Raw genomic sequence first — 21,551 nt, 5'->3', positions numbered from 1 at the left:
TTTCCTGAGTACTTTTAGTTTCAATCGCCTGTCAACGCAAACGATTCGCCGCACCAATGATGGTTGCACTAGGGCTCAAATCTCCGACCAGGGTCACACCGGCCCCCACCACGGCTCTTTTGCCGACACGCACGCCCTGAATCACCGTCGAGCCCGCACCGATGAAAGCACCGTCTTCGACCGTGACAGAACCGCATAGCGTTGCACCTGGTGCCACGTGGACACCGCGTCCGATGCGGCAGTCATGGTCGATGCTGACTCGCGTATTGACAATGCTGTTGTCGCCGATCTCACAGCCTGGCTGGATCACGGCGCCCGCCATCACTTGCACACCATCACTCAAGAGGACACCGGGCGCAATCCAGGCCGCGGGATGCACCAGCGGCGGAAATGCATACCCGCGAGCCCGCCATGAGGCATAAAGCTGCTCCCGCACCTTGGATGTTGTCAGCTGCCCCACACCAAGCATCAGCTCGACGCGGCGGGGATCAAGCCCTTCAAGAGCTCGGTCATCACCAAGCACATCCAGAGACTCCCAGCGAGTCATGCCCTTCGCCGCCAGTGCTGGATCGCAGACGCCCAGGATCATATAGCCCGCGGCCCGAGCGAGTGCGACCAGCACCCTGGCGTGACCACCAGCACCGAGCAGAACGAGGGGACGTACACCGGGACTCATCGTTTTATCGGCTCCCCTGCTGCGTAAGAATGAACCGTGGGCACACCTACCAGCCCCCAAAGGTCCGTGGCCTGAAGTCCACCGCCACTTCGAGCGGTTGTGAGATCGTCGCGAGAAAGCAAGGTCCCGGCGGCAATGTGGCGGGCAGCCACCACATGCTGACGAGCCGCCTGACGGGTGTTCCATTCACTCGGCTGTGGGCACTTGGTGCCGTCACCCAAAGCCACCTCCAGGTCGCGAATTTGCGCAACCATTTTCGTCAGCTCATCTGGTTCGAGTGATGCTCTGTGGTCTGGACCGAGCATCTTACGATCCAGCGTGAAGTGCTTTTCAATGAGGGTTGCGCCACGTGCAACCGCTGCAATCGGAATCAAAATTCCCTTCGTATGGTCCGAGTAACCAACCGGAAAACCAAACGCACGCAAGGTGTCCATCGCGCGCAGGTTGCACTCATTCATCGGTGTCGGGTATTGCGACGTGCAATGCAGTAACGTCACCCGCCCGTTGAGGCTGGCACGCCAAGCCGGATCGGTCCAGCCACGCCACACATCGCCAACATCGGCAGGCTCAGCAGGTGCATTGACAGCATGGGCCACCACCGCCAGCGCTTGCTCTACATCGGACATCGTTGCCATGCCAGTGGATAACACCAATGGGCGTCCCAGTCGGGCGAACTGCCAGAGCAACGGACCATTTGTAAGCTCACCAGACGGTACTTTGTAGAAGGGCATGTCAAGCTCTTCAAGAAACGCCAAGCTACCGGCATCGAAAGCAGTGGAAAGGAACTCGATCCCCCTTGATCGGGCGCGCTCAAGCAGTTCCCAATGCCATTCGCGCGGCAGTTCCAGCTTGCGTAGCATGTCGAGCTGAGATTCAGCGGCGTCAGTGGTCTGCTGCTGGTAACGAGCCTTCGGCGCCGCACCCGTGGCCAACTTGTTGGCGTCGAAGGTCTGGAACTTCACGGCGTCGGCGCCTGCATCGGCAGCACAATCGACAAGTGCACGCGCCAGATCAAGGTCGCCGTTGTGATTCACCCCAGCCTCAGCAATGACATAGACCTTGTGCATGAGACTCCCTGTCATTTGATCGGATAAAAAAATCAGTTGTCGGCCGCACAGTGGCGATCAACGAACGGCTTGGTTTGCACCTTAACATCGACGGCCTCCAGCTGATCGATGATCCTTCTTGACACGCCCGGCTGGCCGTAGGGCGATTCTCGCCGCGCGGCGATCGCTCTGTGGTGATCAGAGAGCGCAACCCGCAGGGCGCTGCCAATCTCTGCCGCGTTCTCGCCGCAATGCAGTACCGAAGGTGCGCGCAGCCGCCCCTTCTGGCGGGCTCCGATGTCAACGGTGGGAATGCCAACGGCGGGCGCCTCCAACAATCCACTCGATGAGTTCCCAACGACGGCATCAGCATGAAGCATCAGACTCAAGTAGCGCCGAGAGCCAAGTGACTCAACCAGTACCACACGGCTCGGTCTGGCAGAGGCATAGTCTTGCAAGCACGCGCGAATGGCTGTAGCCCCCGGGTCAACATTCGCTCCCGTGATGACGACCGTACCGTCGCTTGCATCCAAAGCGGCCAGCAACGCCTGCATCGCAAAGAGCCCCCTGTCGTCACTGAGGGTCACCGGATGGTAGGTGACTAGAAAAGTTGGTCTGCGCAACTGCAAGCCGAGGTAAGCCTCCAGCTCTTCCTTCGGAACAGGATCCAGTGCGGCAATGTTGTCCATCGCTGGCGCACCGACGTTCCAGACACGGGTAGCAGCTTCTCCCATTTGGCGTATGCGATCTGCATAAGGTGCCGCTGCAGCAAAGTGCCATTGCGCCAACTTGGTGACCGCGTGGCGCATGGACTCATCGATCGCCCCCTCGGTTGCTTCGCCGCCATGGATGTGGGCTATGGGCACGCGGGAGAGCACCGCGGCTTGAGCCGCAGCCAGCAATTCGTAGCGATCGCCAAGCAGCACCAAAACATCTGGCTTGAGTCGGACCAACGCCCTTGCGACGCCAGACAAGACCAAAGCGGCTGATGATGCCACCGCTTCGGCATCGTCCGTGGTGATCTCCATGTCGACTCGCTCGTCGATCGAAAAACCGTCCGCAACAATCTCATGCCACGTAGCACCGTGAGCCTCTGAAAGATGAGTCCCCGACACAATGACCTGCAAAGCGAGCCCCATGCGCGCGACGACCTCCGCCATCAGTGGTCTGAGCAGCCCGTAATCCGCGCGGGTACTTGTGAAAAAAGCGATTCGACGCAAGCTCATGCTCCAGCTTAGATCACGCTGCTCGGCAGGTTCACGACACGAGCCTCCAGCCACTCCGCGTTGTCCAGCGGGCCTTGAAGCGCATTGGCGAACATCGGCAATCCCGTCATCAATGCCCAGATCGGACGCGTCATGACACCCGCGTCATTTGTCGCCTTGAGTAAGGCGTCGCGCTGAGCGCGATCTTGGCAGATCACCCCATTGAGCCAGTAGTTGGAAATGCAATCACGGGGTTCGACGATCGGCTGGAGATCGCTGCCATTGAAAAACTCGATGTATCGGGCAGCCAGAGCCCGCTTAGAAGCAAGGAATGATGGCAGCTGCTCGAGCTGTGCGCAGCCGAGAGCGGCATTCAAGTTAGGCATTCGGTAGTTGTAGCCGACCTCGTCGTGCACGAACTCGAAGGGATGAGGCACCTTCGCCGTGGTCGTCAAGTGCTTGGCACGGAGGCCCATGACCTCGTCGGTCAACAGCATGCCACCACCACCCGTCGTCATGATCTTGTTGCCGTTGAAACTGAGCACGCCGATCCGACCAAAGTTACCGGTGTGGCGGCCCTTGTAATAGCTGCCCAGCGACTCGGCCGCATCCTCAACCAGAACAAGGCGCCATCGTTGGCAAAGCGCAACCAGTGCATCGAGGTCGACAGGGTGGCCAAAGGTATGCATTGGCAAACAGGCGCGGATGCGCCTGTGTCCCACGCGGGTTCGACAGTCGCCGCGGTCATCGATCAACGCGTGCTCTCCAAGCCAGGCGTCCAAGGCGGCGGGAGACAGCCCCAGCGTGTGACGATCGACATCCACGAACAGCGGCTCGGCCCCGCAGTATGCAATAGCGTTGCAGGTTGCCACAAACGTCAGCGATTGGGTCACGACCAAGTCGCCCGGTACCACACCGACCAACTTCAACGCGATGTGCAACGCGGCTGTGCCGTTCATGACAGCAACCGCGCGAGGGCTGTCAGTCATTGCCGCGATGTCCTTCTCGAAGCGATCGACATAGGCACCGACGCTGGAAACAAAGGTGGACTCAATCGTGTCTGTCACCAGCTCCCGTTCACGGCCCCTGAACACCGGGGCATGCAGCGGTATGAACTCGTCGGTACGGTATTGATCGCGAACGAAATGAATGAGCGAGTCAAACATGTCTTCCTTAGACGTTATAGATGTCAGCTTTGTACTTCTGTAGGTTCCCGGGTTGTATGAACCAATCAATGGTTGCCTGCAAACCCGCTCGGATGTCGAAGTGCGGCTTGAAACCGGTTAACCTCTGGATCTTGGCGTTGTCGCACCAGAGGCGAAAAACTTCAGATTTCGCGGGCCTGACACGCTGCTCCTCGGCTAGAAACTCGACCTCGCTGTCCATCAACTCGCGAATCAACGACAGGGTATCGCCGATCGATATCTCATAGTTTGAGCCAATATTGACAGTTTCGCCAATCGCTTGATCGCAACGAGCCAGTTCAAGGAAGCCTCGACAGGTATCAAGTACGTAATTAAAGTCGCGCGTCGGCGAAACATCACCAAGCTTGATCTGCTTTTTACCATTGGCGATCTGAGTGATGATCGTCGGGATCACTGCGCGCGCCGACTGGCGTGGGCCGTAGGTATTAAACGGACGGGCAATGGTGACCGGTAGGTTGAAAGCATTGAAAAAACTCATCGCCATCGCGTCAGCCCCAATCTTTGAGGCGCTGTAAGGCGACTGCGGCTGCAACGGATGATTCTCGTCAATGGGAACGTACTGCGCGGTGCCATAAACCTCACTGGTCGACGTATGAATAACACGCTTGACACCGTTCTCCAGTGACGCTTGACATATATTCAGCGTGCCCTTGATGTTGGTATCCACATAACTATCAGGCGCCACATAAGAATAGGGAATAGCGATCAAGGCACCAAGATGAAAAACGATATCCACATCCTTGGTGATGTGCTTGCAATAGTGAGGATCACGAACATCACCATTAAGAACCTCGACCTCCTTCAGACAACCCACATCCTCCAGCCAGCCCCAGTAGTTGAATGAATTGTACTGAGACAATGCCTTTACCTTATAGCCTTCAGCCACAAGCATCTCAGTGAGGTGCGAGCCAATGAAACCATCAGCGCCGGTCACAAGTGCAGTCAACATAATCGCTCCAAAATCACCACCAATTTTTACCAAAACCGCTCACCCAACAAGCGAAAGCAGCACCCACATCCTAAAACGCAACACAACCGCAAAAAGCCCATCAGACAGATCAAGAAAAACACAAACCGCAAGCCATGTCTACAGTCATTTTAATACTTAATGATAAGCCAAGCTATCAGCCACACTGAGCACTCGATACTAACCACACTTCAAAAAACAGCTAGCACAAGCAACACTCATGGCAGGTCTCCAGAAAAAATCAGCTCAGCACCAGACATCTTTTTGATCAAGATGGCTGACCATGCCCAACTCAATCGCCCTTACCCGCCACAAAAGCCCGCGTACGGGCAAAGCCAAAACGCCGAATAAATAGTATCAACTTCACCAATTTGGCGAGCTGCCACATTACCTTAATAACCATCCCCCGAAGCACCACCGACTTCATCAACAGGATGCGATTGTAACTCCCAATCAGGCCAGACATCCTTTTATTGGCAGACTTGTAGTCTCCAATCGTGGCCCTGAGCGAGGGAATATCTGTCATAGCATCCACATGCTTGTGTGCATCATGGGTAATATTCAACCAAGCGCTCAGCACATAGAAATTCACGTAACCTCGCCGAAATACAGAACTCCCCTTCAACCACATCTCCAGCCGCGGCACCAAATAATACAACTGGCGAGCGCGTGCACCTTGACCATAAATCCGCGGATTCAAATATTGTTGATGATGGTTATGCTTCACTGCAGCCGACTGAGCGACATGGCTGTGGGAGTCGCCACCAAAATTTGCCTCCACTCCTTTGATGATGATATCCCCAGCAAACAGCCCGACACTCTCATAGCCAGCAATGGCATTACGAAGCAGCAAATGCGGATAAACGTTTGAATCGTCTGATTCAAAGTTTGCGGAGATCAACTCCTCAGAAAGTAGATCTCGACGGAAGCAGTAACCTGACAAGTAGGTTGGGTGAAGGGTGAATAAAACAAGCAAATCATGTGCAGAAAGCATTTCAATCTGGAGCGATGTGATTGAGAAATATTGCGCCCCACTGCTCTCGACGATGTTGCAGAGCACAAAGCCATATTGCTTGCCAGATAAAAAATTCACAAAGCTACCGAGGTGTTTATGATCGATTCGATCCTCATCCGACAAGAACATGACGTAGTCCCCACGGCTTTCCTCAAGCATCTTGCGGAAATTAGCCACTGCACCACGGTTCTCTGGAAAGCTCCCGTAACGCAGCGCAGGCCGCTGTTTCGCAGCAAGTTCCAGCTCAAGGTCAGGACAATTTGAGTGGCAGGCGACCGCCACTCGTTGATCCGCCGCGGCGAGTACCGAGTCAATCGCGGCAATCGCCGCCTGGGGACGCAGGTAGGTGGGGATCAGGATTTCTAGGATCTTTTGAGTCATACGGGGCCATTGTTACTGGCGTACAAAACCCTGCCGAAAGCAGCCAATCACCCGATTACCGACATCCAATGCGAAGTACAAATAAATCAGCAAAGACGATAAGAGCATGCCAACAGAAATAAAGACAATGTCTTGCTTGATCGCAAACAGCGAGACACACAAGGCAACACTCAGGAGATGGAATAGGGTCCCAAGCATGAGGGATAAGTCTTGACGCTCCACATAAGCATTGACCTTATACGGCTCACAAAGCACCAACAATGCAGCACTTGGCGTCAGCAGAAACAAAATTTCAATGTGATAACGATACTCCGAATGTCCAAAATGCATGAGCAAAAAATTGGCAGGCAACGTGATCACAGCCATCGTACAGACGGTTGTAATTAAATACAGTCGCTTGAGTCGCTTTAAATGAGGAAGGTAAGCATCCCGTCCTTCAGCTGCATAGACTTTGATACACTGTGGTCCAACTGTCGAACCGATAGTGAATGATGCGACCAATGAGACAATTGACGCACAACTGGCAAAGAAGAAGTAAACACCCAGATCCGCTGCAGAAAATTTTTCAGCAATCAATAGCTTGTCGATGGCACCGATGCCAACACCAGCAGCCGCTGATACTATGAATGTACGCGCTTGCCATATCAGCGCCCCAGATTGCCTAGGCCATATTGACCACGCCGCAAAATCCTTCAGTGTCGCCCAAGTGTGAGGAGTCCATAGCAATGGGACTGACATGATGGCAAGCAATCCGCACCAACAAGCCAACACAAGCGACAAAGACGGGCTGGCGAAGCCGCTCTCGACAAGAACCATAAAAGTCAGCACCCAGCCAACATTTTTAACAAACAACAGCCCAGCTGCATACAAAGGGCGCAACATCAGAACATTAAATCGATAGGCTTCAAGAATGAAATGCTCCAACACCAATATTCCGCAGGTACAGAGCCAGTAGCCTGACAACAGATCGGCATACAGCAATATCGCTATTGGCAATAAAAATATGTAAGCAACCACCCCTGCTTGAGCTTGGCGGCGCAGCAATCGATGTCGTTCAGTGATGGAGAGCGCGTGCAGTTGGCGCCCGATAACTTGATTGATCTCCATCCCAGCTATTTGACTGAAGACGGTCGCCATTGTCACGACGATAGCGACCTGGCCTAAAAGTGTACTGCTGGCCTTGCCAGCCAAGTAGAAAACAAACAGAAGCTTCGCACCAGCAGAACCACCACGCAAAGCGAACCCGAACAAGTTGGCCAGACTCATGAGCGCACCAGCCGAGACATAATTCTCAGCAGCCGAAAGATCCCGCCAGGGACGAATAGCAATGGCGTAGTAATGCACCAGAATCGGAGCGTTGTCGACCGATATGGCAGCAGTCGCTTCCATATTAGAACCAGTTGCTGCAACTCATCACGCTGGGCAGTTAACTTATAACTCACTATTTGATTGAGATCCGCACCTTCCAACATCGACTGAGCCAGCGTACAGGTTTCACGGTCAAAATTAAAATTAGGCAGATCATGGACGTACTCCACGAACTTGAGATACGCCCTCATGTAGTATTCGATCTGGCCACTGCCCTCTTGACGTTTCTCGGCCCGCGACTGTTCAATGGAGCTTTGCACCATGGTGAACTGAGGCTGACCAACAATCAGAGATTCGCCAGACTGTAGGACCTCCCGGGCCATGAAGAAATGGATCCACAGCGACCCAACGTACCGAAGCGGCTCGGCATTCAGCCAGGACTGACGCGAAAAAAGGCAGGAACTGATCAGGCTGTTGGAAAAGCGGATGGTTTTAAGCAGATCGCGTGAGGGAATCCAACGGTCAGGTCCTGCGCCGAACGGAGAAGGTAGCACCTGCCCATCAACGCTGACATGGTAGTTGATGAAAGCGAATTCGATTTCCTTCTGATCCAAGAGATTCAGGACATGTGCCAACATCTTCGGTGAAGGTCGGTCATCATCCGAGTAGGTCCAGACGTAGCGACCTCGCGCATGACCGAACAATGCATTGACATTGCCGTCAAAACCAAGGTTCGAGGCGTTGCAGAAGTACCGCAGGCTCAAAGTCGGATGTTCTGTCGCGATACTGGCGCAGACTTGCTGCGTGGTGTCCGTGCTGCAGTTGTCGGAAACGACAATCTCCACGTCGGTCAAGACTGCCTGATTGATCTGTGCGACGAACTCCAACAAGGTGGCACGCAGACTCTCAGCGCGGTTGTAGGTGGGAATTGCAATGGTGAGGAGCATACGGCAGCGCTGTGGGATGACAAGGACGCAGGTTCAGTACTGAGGCAACAAGGCGTCATTGGCGTTGGCCTGCATCGTTGCCGCAATGGCCTCGGCCAAGGAGGTTTCCACCCTCAGTCCCAGGCGCCCAGCCTTCTCAACGTCAGGGACGTATCGACTTCTGGGTCCGGGCGCAATCTGCTTCAGCACGCGCACATCCACCGGCGGCGACACCTGCGCAGCAACAGCCTGCGCCAGTTCCAGGATGCTGACAGCCGCATCCGAACCGACGTTGTAGATCTGACCGGCTTCCCCGTCACACATGAGACGGGTCAGCCAGTGGGCCGCGTCGCGACCATACAAGTAGGTGCGCACGGCACGGCCATCACCCTGAACCTCGATATCTTCACCCGCAAGCGCGTCTCGCACGAAGTTACCGGCAGCGTAAGGACCGTCCATCGGCATGTGCTCACTGATCAACGCGAAGCAGCGAGCGACCACGCAAGCCATCCCAAACTGTTGACCGTAGAGCGCGCACAGATGCTCTGCCATTCGCTTACCCTGACCGTACACGGACTTCAAATCCAGCGTCACTGGCGCGAACGGCGCATCTTCGCGCAGACTTGCTAGGTCTTCAGGCATGGGACCATAAGCCGCGCCGGAACTGACCAACAGAAAACGCTGAGCGCCTGAAGCTACTGCGAAGTCCAATACATGACGCGTGCCTTGGACCAGTTGGTCCAACCAACGGAGCGGCAGAATGTCGGTATGGGTCTGCGCAGCAGCATGAAGCACGCAGGTGAACCGCCCGCAAACCGGAGCTGGCAAACGATCCAAACTGCCTTCTTCGAATCGCAGCCAGGACTGCCCCGAGTACTTTGGATGTCGCCTCAGAAAGGCTTGCGGCGAACGAGTCAAGACGGACACCTCAAACTCGGCGCCGTGCGCTTGCGCTGATTCCAGAAAGTAGTCCAGCAGGCAACGACCGACGAAACCGGTTCCCCCAGTGACAAAGACCCGCTGACCGCTGAGATTAACCGGTTCAGAAAGACGCGACGAAATCATCAATCCTCCGTGCCACGGCACTGCGATCCAACCCGTGCTCCCTCAACAAATAGTCGTAGGTTCCACAGTATTTGGAGAAGCGGTCCTGCACGCCGATGCGAAGCACTCTTGTCGGCTGTTGCTCGCTGGTGATTTCAGTCACCGCCGCACCGAGACCACCAAGCACGGAGTGCTCCTCCAATGTCACCAAGCCGGTGGTCGCGCGAGCTGCTGCGCAAACATCGTCGGACAAAAACGGCTTTAGAACAGGCGCACTCCAGACAGAGAGGTTCAGCCTTTGGGCAATGTCCACAGCAACGCGCACCATGGAGCCAGTCGCAATCAGACCAGGACGATCGGAACGACCCAGAAGGACCTGCACAAGCCCACCAGCCTTCAGCTCTGGGATCGTTTGAGCATGCACGTCGCCGCAGTCAGACTTGCCCATGCGAAGATAGACCGCTTGCTTGGCAGCATAAGCGCGCTCCATGCAGGCCGTCATCTCAAAACGGTCGGCTGGTGACAGAACTTCCAGGCCAGGGATTGCACGGGTGCAAGCAATGTCCTCGGTCGATTGGTGGCTGGTTCCCAAGTGGCTGTACACAAAACCTGCACCGTCTCCGACCAAGACCACTGGCAGGTCGTCATGGGCAATGTCGAGCTTGATCTGCTCTAAGGTGCGAATCGGCACAAAAGCAGCCAAGCCGTACACAAAAGGTCTAAAACCGACCCGAGCCAAGCCAGCGGCCATCCCCACCATGTTTTGCTCTGCAATGCCGGCGTTGATGTACTGGTCTGGGCAGCGCTTGCGAAACTCATCAAACAGGGCATAGCCATGATCACCGGTCAGCAACAGCACTTTGGGGTCAGCCAGCGCCAGGCGCACCAGCGCGTTGGAAAACGCTTCTCTCAACTTGATTCTCCAGTGAGCCCAAGCGCATCAACCGCATCGGCGAGGGTCTTGGCGTCAAGACGCGTGTAATGCCAGCGGTTGTCAGACTCCATGAAAGGCACCCCCTTACCCTTGACAGTGCGTGCAATCAAAGCCTTCGGTTTGCCCGGACTGAGTTCCCACAGTTGACGTATCGCAGCATCGATCGCAACTTCGTCGTGACCGTCAACCTCGAGCGTCTCGAAGCCGAAACTCACGAACTTGGCAGACAAATCGCCAAGCGCCAGCACGTCATCGGTTGAGCCCATCGCCTGAAAACCGTTTTTATCAACAATCAACATCAGATTATCAATTCGATGGTGCGCAGCGACCAACGCTCCCTCCCAGATGGGTCCTTCATTAAGCTCGCCATCACCGACGATCGCGTAAACCTTTTGATCAGTCCTCTGCCGTTGCAGTCCCATCGCGATACCGATCCCAACGGAAAATCCGTGGCCGAGAGAGCCGGAGGTTACTTCTAAACCCGCAACGCGGGAGTCAGACAAACCTTTCAGTTCGCTGCCGTCAGCAAAATAGCCCAGGATATGCGAATCCTGCAGCCACCCCAGCTCATGCATACAGGCATACTGAGCCATGACCCCGTGCCCTTTGCTCAGGACCAAATAGTCTCGCCCCTCAGCGCGAGGATCGTTACCTGGATATCGCAAATGGTTTCGGTACAGCACAGAGAGCAACTCTGTGATCGAAAACGCGCAACCAATGTGAACGGCAGCACCAGCATAGGCCATTTGCAGCACAGTGCGTCGCATGCGAGCGGGTTCAAAGCGGCGATCAGCGCGAGCGTCACCGCACGGCATCGTGACAGCAGTCATCAGAAATTAACTCCAAAGAACTCCTCCAACTTGCTGACGATATAGTCCAGATGATCTCTCTCTAACGCCGGGAAAGTACCAAGCCAGAAAGTCTGATTCATCACCACGTCGGTGTTAACCAATTCACCACTGACGCGGCAATTTCGCTCAACCATATAGGGCTGCTTTGTTAGGTTTCCAGCAAACAAAAGACGTGTACCAATTTTGTTTTGCTCCAAATAATTGATCAGATCACTGCGTTTAACACCAGACTCTTCTCTGACGATCAATGGGAAGCCAAACCAAGATGGATTGGAGTTCGGCGTCGCTTCGGGCAACTGCAGAAAATCTGCACAACTGGCCAAGCGGGCTTTCAAGTAAGCAAAATTGGAACGACGCTTTGCAATGAATTCTTCCAACCGATCCATCTGCGCCAACGCGCAGGCTGCCTGCATGTCGGTGATCTTAAGGTTGTAGCCCAAGTGGCTGTAAGTGTATTTGTGGTCATAGCCGTCAGGCAGATCACCGCCCAACTGTTTCTTAGTCCAGCAAAAACGCTTGTCACAGGTATTATCCTTGCCAGGCGGGCAATAACAATCCCGCCCCCAATCGCGAAACGATTCGGCAATCAACTTAAGCTCAGAGTTGTTAGTGAATACCGCACCGCCCTCACCCATGGTGATATGGTGTGCGGGATAAAAACTCAAGGTTGCAATATCACCAAAAGTACCCACCATTTGATTTTTATAGGTCGCACCCAAGGCATCACAACAATCTTCGACCAACCACAGCTTGTACTTTTTGCACAAAGCCATCACAACATCGAGATTGAATGGATTGCCCATACTGTGGGCAAGCATGATTGCCTTGGTTTTAGGTGTGATGGCCGCCTCTATTTTGTCAGCATCGATGTTGTGCGTTGACAGCTCTACATCCACAAAAACAGGAACAGCGCCAAATTGGATGATGGGATTGACGGTGGTGGGGAAACCTGCAGCCACGCCAATGACCTCATCACCAGGCTTGATGGCCCGATCACCCAATTTAGCACTGGTCAGCGTAGAAAAAGCCACCAAGTTGGCCGAGGAGCCCGAATTGACTGTGATCAGATGCTTGACACCCAGGAATTCGGCGAGCCGCGCTTCAAACATAGCGTTGAAACGACCTGTAGTCAGCCAACCATCCAGTGATGCATCGACCATGTTCTTTAGTTCAGCTGCACCAATGACCTTGCCAGAAACAGGCACCGGTGTCTCACCAGGCACGAAGGGTTTTTGCGCGCATGCGATCTCGGCAAACTGTTGTACTAGTTCGCTGATTTGACTACGGAGCAAGTCAAGTTTAGGTTGGAAGTTGACAATCGTAGCAGTCATTGATTTATTTCGTATTGAGATATTTGTTCTAAACACATCGCACGCATATCCTGACGATTGAGCCAAGCTTGGTGCCATGATGTTATTTGATGCAATGCCGCCTCGAGCGACCAACGCGGTGCCCAATGAAGACGCTGCCGCGCTTTGGAAATATCTAGCTTTAAATAGTGCGCTTCGTGAGGGTGGTTGCCAGGCTGGAGCGACCAAGTCGCACCAACACCCCAAGCCTGACACAACCTCTCTACAATCCACTGGACAGGACGTGCATCTTCTTCTGTAGGGCCGAAGTTCCAGGCTTCAGCATCCGTCTGCCCATGAGTGTAGAGACTCTGCGCCAGCAAAAGATAACCAGAGAGGGGCTCAAGCACATGCTGCCACGGACGTATGGCGTGCGGATTTCTGATAAGCACTGGCATCTTGGCTTGGAGCGCTTGCAATACGTCTGGCACCAACCGGTCATGCGCCCAATCGCCGCCGCCTATGACATTGCCCGCGCGGGCTGTGGCCATCGCAATACCGGCATCTTTGAGAAAAGATTGTCTATACGCAGAACTGACCAGTTCGGCGCAGCCTTTGCTGCTGGAGTACGGGTCATGCCCGCCCATGGGCTCAATCTCACGATAACCCCATACCCACTCGCGATTCTCGTAGCATTTATCGGTAGTTATATTGACGATCGCTTTGACGGTACCAATTTGCCGAGCAGCTTCCAGCACATGGACGGTGCCCATGACATTGGTTGCATAGGTCTCCACAGGCGCTTGATAGGAGTAGCGTACCAATGGCTGCGCTGCCATGTGAATGACGATGTCAGGCCTACAGGCCTGCATCGCAGCCAAAACGGCCGCGTAATCACGAATATCACCCACCGTGCTGTGCATACCAGCGCCCACGTCAGCAACATCAAAAAGCGCTGGCGATGTCGGCGGCGGCAGCGCAAATCCGTGTAGGTTCACCTCCATGGATTGCAGCCAGAGACTCAACCAGCCTCCCTTGAAGCCAGTGTGCCCAGTGAGAAAAACTCGCTTGCCTTTCCAAAACGCTGGATCGACTGTGGTGATGGCAGCCATCATCAATCCCACTTTTTCCATGGGGCGCTGCCACTGGACCACATGCTCTCCAGCGTCGTTTTGTCATGCAGGGTATCCATGGGCTGCCAAAAACCATAATGCGGGTATGCCATTAGCTCACCTGCTTCGGCCAATTTACCAAGAGGTTCTTGCTCCCAGATGGTGCCATCATTCTCCAACAAAGATAAAACTTTAGGAGATAACACAAAAAAGCCACCGTTGACCAAGGCGCCATCACCACGCGGCTTTTCCTTAAAACTGAGTACCTGTCCGTTTTTGATATCCAATGCCCCAAAGCGGCCTGGCGGGTAGGTCGCGGTCAGGGTCGCAGCCTTACCATGACTGCGATGGAAAGCAACGGTGGCAGCAATGTCATTGTCACCAACACCGTCACCATACGTGAAGCAGAAGGCTTCATCGTCCTTAACATAATCAGCCACCCGACGCAAGCGGCCTCCTGTCATGGACTTTTCACCTGTATCAACCAAGGTAACTTTCCAAGGATCGGCGCGCTTTTCGTGGACATGCATGCTATTGGCATGCATGTCAAAAGTGACATCGGACATGTGCAAAAAGTAGTTGGCAAAATACTCTTTAATCAAATATCCCTTATAACCACAGCAAATAATGAAATCATTAATCCCGTGATGGGAGTACATTTTCATGATGTGCCACAAAATGGGCTTACCACCAATCTCTACCATTGGCTTTGGACGCGTGGAAGTCTCTTCACTCAGACGTGTCCCCAGCCCCCCAGCAAGAATGACTGCTTTCATTTTTAGTTACCTAGATTAAAATCTTAAAAATTAATTACCAGAACTCACAAAGGCATCTGCATAAAACCGTCGAGCTTGTAAGCCGGCAGCCTCAAGTTGAATTTTGGCGCTGCGAATCATGGCATCGGAGCCACACGCATACACTGCAACGCGAGCTAACTCAGGCATTTTCTTGAGCAGTTCGGACTGAACATAACCTCTGGCCCCTGTCCAATCCTCGGGGGCGCGAGATAACACAGGAACATAGACGTGCCCAGTCGACATTCGGACAGGATCAGCATAGAGATCCTCTATTTTCCGGCCACCCCAAAACAAAGTCACCGAACGAGGCTGTAGATCAGCCGCAAGATCATTCAGTGATTCCAGCATCGCCTTAACGGGAGCAAATCCTGTGCCGGTCGCCATGAAAACGAGGTCCACACCAGCTGTTTCACGCAGAAAAAACGTTCCAAGGGGACCATGAAGGCGCAGCAGGTCATTCACCTTTGCCTGAGCAAACCAATACTGACTCATCACCCCTCCCTCAACTGCACGAATGTGCAATTCAAGCTGCTTATCGGCTGAGCAGGCCCTGGCCAAGGAGTAACTGCGACGGTGACCACCGGGGCCAATGACATCAATGTATTGACCGGGCATGTATGCAAAATCTGCCGTCGGCGGCAAACGAAGCTTCACTTGAAGCACATCCGACGCAAGATGTTCCAAATGCGCAATGCGGCATGGCAAGGTTCTTGGGTGGGGTAATTCGATACCCCCCAAATCATCAGCATCCAACGTGATATCGGATTCAACCTCACGAGCACAGGTCAGAATCCAGCCAGCTTGCAACTCGTCCGGCGTGAGCCCTGTTTCGACAATAAGAGGGCGAGTACGACCGCCCTGAACCTGTGCTTTGCAGGCACTACAACGGCCGCTTTTACAACTGTAGGGCAAAGAAATCTTGGCAGATAAGGCTGCATCCAATATGGAGACGCCCGGGGCGGCAGAGAACTCGCGCCCGTTGGTTAACTGAATAATTGACACAGCCAAGCTTGACCTCACAGTGATTTCAATCGCCCATGCGCCGCATCCAGGCACGCCATTTTTCCCATCGAAGCCATCACGAATCCCCGCATAACAATGCTTTCCGTCACGGCCAAGCTCGACAGACTGTCATGGTCTGTCCAACGCAGAGACTGTTTGGCAAAGCCGTTGTGTGACAGCCGCCCTGAGCTCAGGCTCAACCCTCCGCATGGGAGGACGCGCTTGTCTTGGATCATTGAGGTTCCTGGGTCGGTGCCGACGATCCCGCGTCGTTGATCAAGGGCGAAAAGGGCTGGTCAACTTGGCGTTGCAACGCTTCAATCTCTTCGCGTAACTTGTCGTATTCCGCTATCTTGCGCTGCAAGAAACGGTGTGTCAGCGCCGCTTTTTCAGACACCCCTGTGGGCGTAAGCAGGTAGGCATAACCTAACTTATTTGGGCTTTTGCTGAAGTTGCTGACTTTGATCCAGCCTTTTTCAGCCAGCGCCTTCAGGCAAAAATGGATGGTGCTGACGTTGATACCCACCTCTTTGGCCAAAGCTCGTTGAGTAGCTCCCGGATTGTCTTGAAGCGCTTTGAGCGTCCAAAACAGGGTGTCGTCGTTCGAATATTGGCGGCGAGTGCTCATGCGTCTGGGCGGGCTTGACTTGCGGGAGGAGTGCGGTGTGGCAGCACCCGCAAAAATGAGAGGCAGAGTTGCGGGTGATGCCATTACTCGCCTTCGCGGGCTCATGACTGATTGGCCAGTGAGGACCGTTGTTTAATTTTCAAACAATTGTAGTCCAGCTGGTCAGCCCCTCGCCGCGGGAGGGCGGTTGAGCAAAAGGACGACGAACAGGTGCAGGCGCTTGTCCCCACTGTGGCTGGATCACTTTTTTAACCTGTGACCGGCGGAGGCGCCCCATTCAAGCGATGCTGCCTGCTGCTCGCATGCAGCGCAAAGTCGCGGTGAATGACGGTATTTGCCAGTCGCCGGGTCAAAGAGCCCTCAGGGTTGACTGAAAACGGGTCGCCCGGCCTATGGGACATGCGCAGCAGGTGGTCATCGCAAGCCTGTGGCTGCGGGGGGCGTCGCATGAGCACAGGAGTAAGGTGGCGAAGTGCGCGTCTTCGAACTGACGCGCAAGCGCTTCCGGGGCTGACCCGGCTCAGAGCTTGACCGTGGGCTGGTAGGCGTCCAGCCCCACGCGGCCCCAGCGGCCGAACAGGGCCATCAGCGCCACGGCCACCAGCCCCGACAGCACGACCATCGCACAGGCGTGGCCCCAGCCCTGGTCGTAGGCGCCAAACAGCACCGCACGGAAGGCCTGGACGACCCAGCTGAAAGGCAGCCAGTCGTGCACCGCGCGGAAAAAGCCCGCCGACAATTCGACGGGCAGCACACCGCCCCCGGCCGACAGCTGCAGCGTCAACAGCAGCACCGACAGGATGCGGCCGAAGTCACCAAACACCTGCACCACCGCGGACAGCACGGCCAGGAAGACCACCGCCGCCAAAGCCATGGTCACGCCCAGCCCCGCCACCCGCGGGGCCCGCACATCGAGCACGAACAGCAGGGCCAGCTCGACCCAGGCCACCTGCAACAAGACCACCGCGGCGGGCAGCACCATCTTGCCCAGCGCCTTGGCCAGGCGCGGGTAGCGGTCGTGCTCGTGCAGCACCAGGCCCATGTTGAACAGGTAGCCCGCCATGACGGCACCGATCCACAGCGCCACCGACACCATGTTGGGGATGAAGGCGACACCGTTGTTGGCCACGGGCGCGTCGACCTGCACCTGGGGCGCCACCGATTCGGCCAGCCCCGAGGCATTGCCTTCGAGCCGGGTGATGGCACGGGGCAGCGCCGCCTCCACGGTCTGCAGGCCCAGCAGCAGGCGCTGGGCGCCGTGTGCCAACTGCACCCCGGCGTCACTGAACTCGTCCAGCTGGCGGTCGCTGGGCAGCTTGCTGCTCATCTTCTGCACCCCGTCGCCCAGGGTCTGCAAGCCGTCGGTCAACTGCACCACGCCGCTCTCCAACGCCACCGCTCCGGTCTGCAGTTGCTGGTTGCCCAGCTGGGCCTGGCGGTTGGCGCTGCGGGCCTGTTGCAGGCCCTGTTGGAGGTGGCTGGCGCCATCGGCCAGCTGGCCGGCCCCGGCGGACACGCGGTCGCCCACCAGCCAGATCGACTCAGTCTCGCTCTGCATCTGGCGCGCCCCGGTCAACAACTGCCCGGCGCCGGTGTCGAGCTGGTCCAGGCCATGGCCGATCTGCGACAGGCCACTGCCCAGCTCGCGCTGACCGGCACTGAGCTGCTGGGCCCCGCTGCGCAGCGCCTTCAGGTCGGCGGGCGGCGGCAGGTGCGAGGCCAGGTGGCGGATGCCGCCATTGACCTCTTTGAAGCCTTCGCCCACCTGGCTGGCGGCGTCGCTGTAGCGCCGGCTGCCCGTGGACAGGGTGTGGGCACCGTCACGCAGCTGCGCCAGCGCGCGGCGCAGCTGGGTCAGGCGGTCTTGTGAGCTGGAGGCGGTGTCCAGCACCAGGGCCCACCGCTGTTCATTGAGCATCTCATTGACCTGGTGACCGACCTCGGAGGCAAAGCGCCGGGCCAGCCCGGCGGAGCTGTAGTTGTTGCCCTCGGAGGTGTAGATGACCAGCTCGCCCGCCCCCCGCTCGATGCCGGGCACCGCGTTGGCACTGAAGTTGGGCGGGATCAACAGGGCAAAAGCCAGCTCACCGCGGCGCACCGCCTGACGGGCCTCCTCGGGGTGGGCCATGGCGCGGAAGCCAAAGGCCGGTCGCTCCAGCAGGATCTGGCTCAGCTCGGCACCGACATTGGCGTGGCGCCCCATGTAGTGGATGCCCTGGTCCTCGTTGACCAGGCCCACGGGCAGTTCACCGGTGTGGCCGTTCGGGTCCCAGACACTGGTCAGGTAAATCAAGGAATACAGGGCCGGCACCAGCCCCACCGCCAGGATGGCCAGCCAGGTGCGTGGGAATCGGCGCAGCAGGGCGAGCTCGGCCCCGGCAATGGCCACGGTGCCACGCACCAGATCGCGCAGGTAATGAAGCATAGGGAGGTAGGACGCGGCGAGCGCTGAGGCCTCAAGGAACGCGACTTTAACAACGCCGGCCCACCTTTGCAGCACGGGGGCCAAGCCCCGGGCCCGCGCGGGCTCAGCGCCCGGCGCGGATCAGGTCCACCGCCTTCTCGGCCAGCATGATGGTGGGCGCGTTGGTGTTGCCGCTCACGATGCGCGGCATGACCGACGCGTCCACCACACGCAGGCCCTGCAGGCCGTGCACCCGCAAGGCAGCGTCCACCACATCCAGCGGGCCCGGGCCCATGCGACAGCTGCCCACGGGGTGGTAGATGGTGTCGGCGTGCTGGCGCACCCACTGCTCGATCTCGGTCGGGCTTTGCGCACGGGCCGCGTCGGACCCGGGGCGCCCGCCCAAGGTGGCCAGGGCCGGTTGGGCCAGGATCTCGCGCAGGCGCTGCACGCCGCGCACCAGGCGGTCCACATCGGCGCGCTCGGCCAGGAAGTTGGGGTCGACCAGGGGCAGGTCCTGCGGGTCGGGGCTGGCCAGTCGCACCGACCCGCGGCTTTGCGGCTGCAGCACACAGACGTGGCAGGAGTAGCCGTGGCCCAACACCGTCTGACGCCCATGGTCGGCCAGCTTGCCGATGACGAAATGCAGTTGCAGGTCGGGGGCGGGCTCGCTGGGCTGGCTGCGGATGAAGCCCCCAGCCTCGGCGAAGTTGGTGGTCAGCAGGCCACGCCGTTGGCGCTGCCACTGCCAGGCCCCTTGGGCGATGCGGGCCAGGCCGGTGAGCGAGACCCCGAACAGGTCTTTGCGCTGCGGCGTGTCCATCACCTGCACCACATCGGGGTGGTCGTGCAGGTGCCGGCCCACGCCCGGCAGGTCGTGCAGCACCGGCAGTCCCAGCGCCTGCAGCTCGGCCCCCGCGCCCACGCCCGACAGCATCAGCAACTGCGGCGACAGCAAGGCCCCGGCGCTGAGCAGCACCTCGCGCGAGGCCATCAGCCGGTGTTCCTGCCCCCCTTGCAGGTAGGCCACCCCGACCGCGCGCCGACCCTCAAAGAGGATGCGGCTGGCCCGGGCGCCCGTGATCACCTGCAGGTTGGGGCGGCCCAGGTGGGGGGTGAGGTAGGCCTTGGCGGCGCTGAAGCGCTCGCCCGCGCGGTGCGTGACCTGGTACCGGCCCACGCCTTCCTGGTCGGCGCCATTGAAGTCGCGGTTGGCGCGGTGGCCCGCCTGCACCGCGGCCTCGACAAAGGTGGTGCTCACCGGGTGGGGCGACATCAAGTCCATCACATGCAGCGGACCGCCCTGGCCATGCCAGGGGTCGGCGCCGCGCGCGTTGTCCTCGGCGCGCTTGAAGTACGGCAGCACATCGGCCCAGCCCCAGCCCGGGTTGCCGGCCTGGGCCCAGGCCTCGTAGTCCGCGGCTTGGCCGCGCACATAGACCATCGCGTTGACCGAGCTGCCACCGCCCAGCACCTTGCCGCGCGGCTGGTAACCACGCCGGCCGTTGAGGCCTGGCTGCGGCGTGGTGTGCTGGTCCCACCCCAGCAAGCCAAACCGAGCAATGCCGGCGATGCCCCCGGGGCAATGCACCAGGGGGCTGGTGTCGGCGGGCCCCGCCTCCAGCAGGGCCACGCGCACAGCGGGGTCCTCACTCAAACGCCCGGCCAGCACACAGCCCGCCGAACCGCCACCGATCACCAGGTAATCGAACATGGTTTGCCTTTCCGCAAGGAGGCCTGTTGTAGCAGGCCCGTGATCGCCCCGCTGTCGCGCACCTGCCTGAAACGGGCACATGGCCCCCCGGGTTTTCGATAACAATCGCCCCATTGATACAGATTCATCACGAGGAGCACTGTTTATGAGCATTCAGACTGTGGGCATCATTGGCGCCGGCACCATGGGCAACGGCATCGCGCAGGCTTGCGCGGTCGCGGGCCTGAAGGTGGTGATGGTGGACATCGCCGAGGCCGCCGTGCAAAAGGGCCTGGCCACCGTCGCCGGCAGCCTGGACCGCCTGATCAAGAAAGAAAAGATCACCGCCGCCGACAAGGACGCGGCCCTGGCCCGCATCCAGGGGGGCACCGACTACGAACTGCTCAAGCAAGCCCAGATCGTGATCGAAGCCGCCACCGAGAACCACGCCCTCAAGGTCAAGATCCTGCAGCAGGTCGACGCGCTGCTGGCCCCCGAGGTGATCCTGGCGTCCAACACCTCGTCGATCTCGATCACCCAGCTGGCGGCCGCCACCTCGCGCGCTGACCGCTTCATCGGCATGCACTTCTTCAACCCGGTGCCGATGATGGCCCTGGTCGAGATCATCCGTGGCCTGCAAACCAGCGATGCCACGCACGACGCGGTCAAGGCCCTGGCCCTGGCGCTGGGCAAGAGCCCGATCACGGTCAAGAACGCACCGGGCTTTGTGGTCAACCGCATCCTGGTGCCGATGATCAACGAGGCCTTCTTTGTGCTGGCCGAAGGCCTGGCCACCGCCGAGGACATCGACGCCGGCATGAAGCTGGGCTGCAACCAGCCCATCGGCCCGCTGGCCCTGGCCGACATGATCGGCCTGGATGTGTGCCTGGCCGTGATGGAGGTCTACCTCAAGGAATACGGCGACAGCAAGTACCGCCCCTGCCCGTTGCTGCGCGAAATGGTCGCGGCCGGCCGCCTGGGCCGCAAGACCGGCCACGGCGTCTACGCCTACTGAGCCCCACCGGGGCCAGGGCGGCCCCGGGGGCAGCGGCCCCAAGCCGCCCCGCC

At 57.7% G+C, this 21,551-nt stretch carries 19 protein-coding genes; 1 reads left to right on the top strand and 18 read right to left on the bottom strand.

Annotated elements, in window-relative coordinates:
- Nucleotides 1-31 precede the first annotated feature (31 nt).
- The 18 genes from PSQ40_RS10070 to PSQ40_RS09985 all read right to left on the bottom strand — a co-directional run bounded on the left by PSQ40_RS10070 (nucleotide 32) and on the right by PSQ40_RS09985 (nucleotide 20,504).
- Entirely contained in the window at nucleotides 32-676 is a 645-nt protein-coding gene (locus tag PSQ40_RS10070; RefSeq protein ID WP_273951263.1) for an acetyltransferase, read from the bottom strand.
- On the bottom strand, nucleotides 673-1,743 hold the full coding sequence (gene neuB / locus PSQ40_RS10065; protein WP_273951261.1) for an N-acetylneuraminate synthase: 1,071 nt from the start codon (nucleotides 1,741-1,743) through the stop codon (nucleotides 673-675). The genes PSQ40_RS10070 and neuB overlap by 4 nt, the downstream gene beginning before the upstream one ends.
- Before the next feature lie 32 nt (nucleotides 1,744-1,775).
- Nucleotides 1,776-2,948, bottom strand: a complete 1,173-nt coding sequence (gene neuC / locus PSQ40_RS10060) for a UDP-N-acetylglucosamine 2-epimerase (protein ID WP_273951260.1) — start codon at nucleotides 2,946-2,948, stop codon at nucleotides 1,776-1,778.
- Nucleotides 2,949-2,956: 8 nt separating this feature from the next.
- On the bottom strand, nucleotides 2,957-4,093 hold the full coding sequence (locus PSQ40_RS10055; RefSeq protein WP_273951259.1) for a LegC family aminotransferase: 1,137 nt from the start codon (nucleotides 4,091-4,093) through the stop codon (nucleotides 2,957-2,959).
- 7 nt (nucleotides 4,094-4,100) lie between these two features.
- On the bottom strand, nucleotides 4,101-5,081 hold the full coding sequence (locus PSQ40_RS10050; protein ID WP_273951258.1) for an NAD-dependent 4,6-dehydratase LegB: 981 nt from the start codon (nucleotides 5,079-5,081) through the stop codon (nucleotides 4,101-4,103).
- A gap of 310 nt (nucleotides 5,082-5,391) precedes the next feature.
- The gene (locus PSQ40_RS10045) at nucleotides 5,392-6,495 is read right to left on the bottom strand and encodes a glycosyltransferase family 2 protein (RefSeq protein WP_273951257.1); all 1,104 of its coding nucleotides are present in this window, start codon (nucleotides 6,493-6,495) and stop codon (nucleotides 5,392-5,394) included.
- A 12-nt stretch (nucleotides 6,496-6,507) separates the two neighbouring features.
- Nucleotides 6,508-7,839 carry a polysaccharide biosynthesis protein gene (locus tag PSQ40_RS10040; protein ID WP_273951256.1) on the bottom strand — a complete coding sequence of 444 codons (1,332 nt, stop codon included), beginning with the start codon at nucleotides 7,837-7,839 and terminating at the stop codon, nucleotides 6,508-6,510.
- Nucleotides 7,758-8,750 (bottom strand): glycosyltransferase family 2 protein, encoded by a 993-nt coding sequence (locus tag PSQ40_RS10035; protein WP_273951255.1) that lies wholly within the window; start codon nucleotides 8,748-8,750, stop codon nucleotides 7,758-7,760. The genes PSQ40_RS10040 and PSQ40_RS10035 overlap by 82 nt, the downstream gene beginning before the upstream one ends.
- 33 nt (nucleotides 8,751-8,783) lie before the next feature.
- On the bottom strand, nucleotides 8,784-9,794 hold the full coding sequence (locus PSQ40_RS10030; protein WP_273951253.1) for an NAD-dependent epimerase/dehydratase family protein: 1,011 nt from the start codon (nucleotides 9,792-9,794) through the stop codon (nucleotides 8,784-8,786).
- On the bottom strand, nucleotides 9,772-10,686 hold the full coding sequence (locus PSQ40_RS10025) for a transketolase family protein (protein ID WP_273951252.1): 915 nt from the start codon (nucleotides 10,684-10,686) through the stop codon (nucleotides 9,772-9,774). The genes PSQ40_RS10030 and PSQ40_RS10025 overlap by 23 nt, the downstream gene beginning before the upstream one ends.
- On the bottom strand, nucleotides 10,683-11,537 hold the full coding sequence (locus tag PSQ40_RS10020; RefSeq protein ID WP_273951250.1) for a transketolase: 855 nt from the start codon (nucleotides 11,535-11,537) through the stop codon (nucleotides 10,683-10,685). The genes PSQ40_RS10025 and PSQ40_RS10020 overlap by 4 nt, the downstream gene beginning before the upstream one ends.
- Nucleotides 11,537-12,889, bottom strand: a complete 1,353-nt coding sequence (gene rfbH / locus PSQ40_RS10015) for a lipopolysaccharide biosynthesis protein RfbH (RefSeq protein ID WP_273951248.1) — start codon at nucleotides 12,887-12,889, stop codon at nucleotides 11,537-11,539. Before rfbH ends, PSQ40_RS10020 begins: the two co-directional genes overlap by 1 nt.
- A complete protein-coding gene (gene rfbG / locus PSQ40_RS10010; RefSeq protein WP_273951247.1) occupies nucleotides 12,886-13,980 on the bottom strand; it encodes a CDP-glucose 4,6-dehydratase in 1,095 nt (364 codons plus the stop codon). Before rfbG ends, rfbH begins: the two co-directional genes overlap by 4 nt.
- Complete coding sequence (gene rfbF, locus PSQ40_RS10005; protein ID WP_273951246.1) at nucleotides 13,962-14,735, bottom strand: glucose-1-phosphate cytidylyltransferase; 774 nt, start codon at nucleotides 14,733-14,735, stop codon at nucleotides 13,962-13,964. Before rfbF ends, rfbG begins: the two co-directional genes overlap by 19 nt.
- A 30-nt stretch (nucleotides 14,736-14,765) precedes the next feature.
- Complete coding sequence (locus PSQ40_RS10000) at nucleotides 14,766-15,758, bottom strand: FAD-binding oxidoreductase (RefSeq protein ID WP_273951733.1); 993 nt, start codon at nucleotides 15,756-15,758, stop codon at nucleotides 14,766-14,768.
- A gap of 232 nt (nucleotides 15,759-15,990) precedes the next feature.
- Nucleotides 15,991-16,386, bottom strand: a complete 396-nt coding sequence (locus tag PSQ40_RS09995) for a MarR family EPS-associated transcriptional regulator (protein WP_273951244.1) — start codon at nucleotides 16,384-16,386, stop codon at nucleotides 15,991-15,993.
- A 520-nt stretch (nucleotides 16,387-16,906) separates the two neighbouring features.
- A complete protein-coding gene (locus PSQ40_RS09990; RefSeq protein WP_273951243.1) occupies nucleotides 16,907-18,811 on the bottom strand; it encodes a YhgE/Pip family protein in 1,905 nt (634 codons plus the stop codon).
- Between the two features lie 103 nt (nucleotides 18,812-18,914).
- Nucleotides 18,915-20,504: a GMC family oxidoreductase gene (locus PSQ40_RS09985; RefSeq protein ID WP_273951242.1), complete on the bottom strand. Its 1,590-nt coding sequence runs from the start codon at nucleotides 20,502-20,504 to the stop codon at nucleotides 18,915-18,917.
- A gap of 145 nt (nucleotides 20,505-20,649) precedes the next feature.
- Between PSQ40_RS09985 and PSQ40_RS09980 the strand changes: the two genes are divergently transcribed.
- Nucleotides 20,650-21,498 (top strand): 3-hydroxybutyryl-CoA dehydrogenase, encoded by an 849-nt coding sequence (locus PSQ40_RS09980; protein WP_273951241.1) that lies wholly within the window; start codon nucleotides 20,650-20,652, stop codon nucleotides 21,496-21,498.
- Nucleotides 21,499-21,551 lie beyond the last annotated feature (53 nt).

The sequence above is a fragment of the Curvibacter cyanobacteriorum genome, assembly GCF_028649475.1.
Lineage (GTDB): Bacteria > Pseudomonadota > Gammaproteobacteria > Burkholderiales > Burkholderiaceae_C > Curvibacter > Curvibacter cyanobacteriorum.
Note: the sequence above shows the minus strand (reverse complement) of the source record. Positions and strands in the feature narration are given on the sequence as shown.

Excerpts from the sequence above, each read along its gene's own strand:
- PSQ40_RS10070 (WP_273951263.1), bottom strand. The coding sequence starts at position 676 with ATGAGTCCCGGTGTACGTCCCCTCGTTCTGCTCGGTGCTGGTGGTCAC.
- neuB (WP_273951261.1), bottom strand. The coding sequence starts at position 1,743 with ATGCACAAGGTCTATGTCATTGCTGAGGCTGGGGTGAATCACAACGGC.
- neuC (WP_273951260.1), bottom strand. The coding sequence starts at position 2,948 with ATGAGCTTGCGTCGAATCGCTTTTTTCACAAGTACCCGCGCGGATTAC.
- PSQ40_RS10055 (WP_273951259.1), bottom strand. The coding sequence starts at position 4,093 with ATGTTTGACTCGCTCATTCATTTCGTTCGCGATCAATACCGTACCGAC.
- PSQ40_RS10050 (WP_273951258.1), bottom strand. The coding sequence starts at position 5,081 with ATGTTGACTGCACTTGTGACCGGCGCTGATGGTTTCATTGGCTCGCAC.
- PSQ40_RS10045 (WP_273951257.1), bottom strand. The coding sequence starts at position 6,495 with ATGACTCAAAAGATCCTAGAAATCCTGATCCCCACCTACCTGCGTCCC.
- PSQ40_RS10035 (WP_273951255.1), bottom strand. The coding sequence starts at position 8,750 with ATGCTCCTCACCATTGCAATTCCCACCTACAACCGCGCTGAGAGTCTG.
- PSQ40_RS10030 (WP_273951253.1), bottom strand. The coding sequence starts at position 9,794 with ATGATTTCGTCGCGTCTTTCTGAACCGGTTAATCTCAGCGGTCAGCGG.
- PSQ40_RS10020 (WP_273951250.1), bottom strand. The coding sequence starts at position 11,537 with ATGACTGCTGTCACGATGCCGTGCGGTGACGCTCGCGCTGATCGCCGC.
- rfbH (WP_273951248.1), bottom strand. The coding sequence starts at position 12,889 with ATGACTGCTACGATTGTCAACTTCCAACCTAAACTTGACTTGCTCCGT.
- rfbG (WP_273951247.1), bottom strand. The coding sequence starts at position 13,980 with ATGGAAAAAGTGGGATTGATGATGGCTGCCATCACCACAGTCGATCCA.
- rfbF (WP_273951246.1), bottom strand. The coding sequence starts at position 14,735 with ATGAAAGCAGTCATTCTTGCTGGGGGGCTGGGGACACGTCTGAGTGAA.
- PSQ40_RS09995 (WP_273951244.1), bottom strand. The coding sequence starts at position 16,386 with ATGAGCACTCGCCGCCAATATTCGAACGACGACACCCTGTTTTGGACG.
- PSQ40_RS09990 (WP_273951243.1), bottom strand. The coding sequence starts at position 18,811 with ATGCTTCATTACCTGCGCGATCTGGTGCGTGGCACCGTGGCCATTGCC.
- PSQ40_RS09985 (WP_273951242.1), bottom strand. The coding sequence starts at position 20,504 with ATGTTCGATTACCTGGTGATCGGTGGCGGTTCGGCGGGCTGTGTGCTG.
- PSQ40_RS09980 (WP_273951241.1), top strand. The coding sequence starts at position 20,650 with ATGAGCATTCAGACTGTGGGCATCATTGGCGCCGGCACCATGGGCAAC.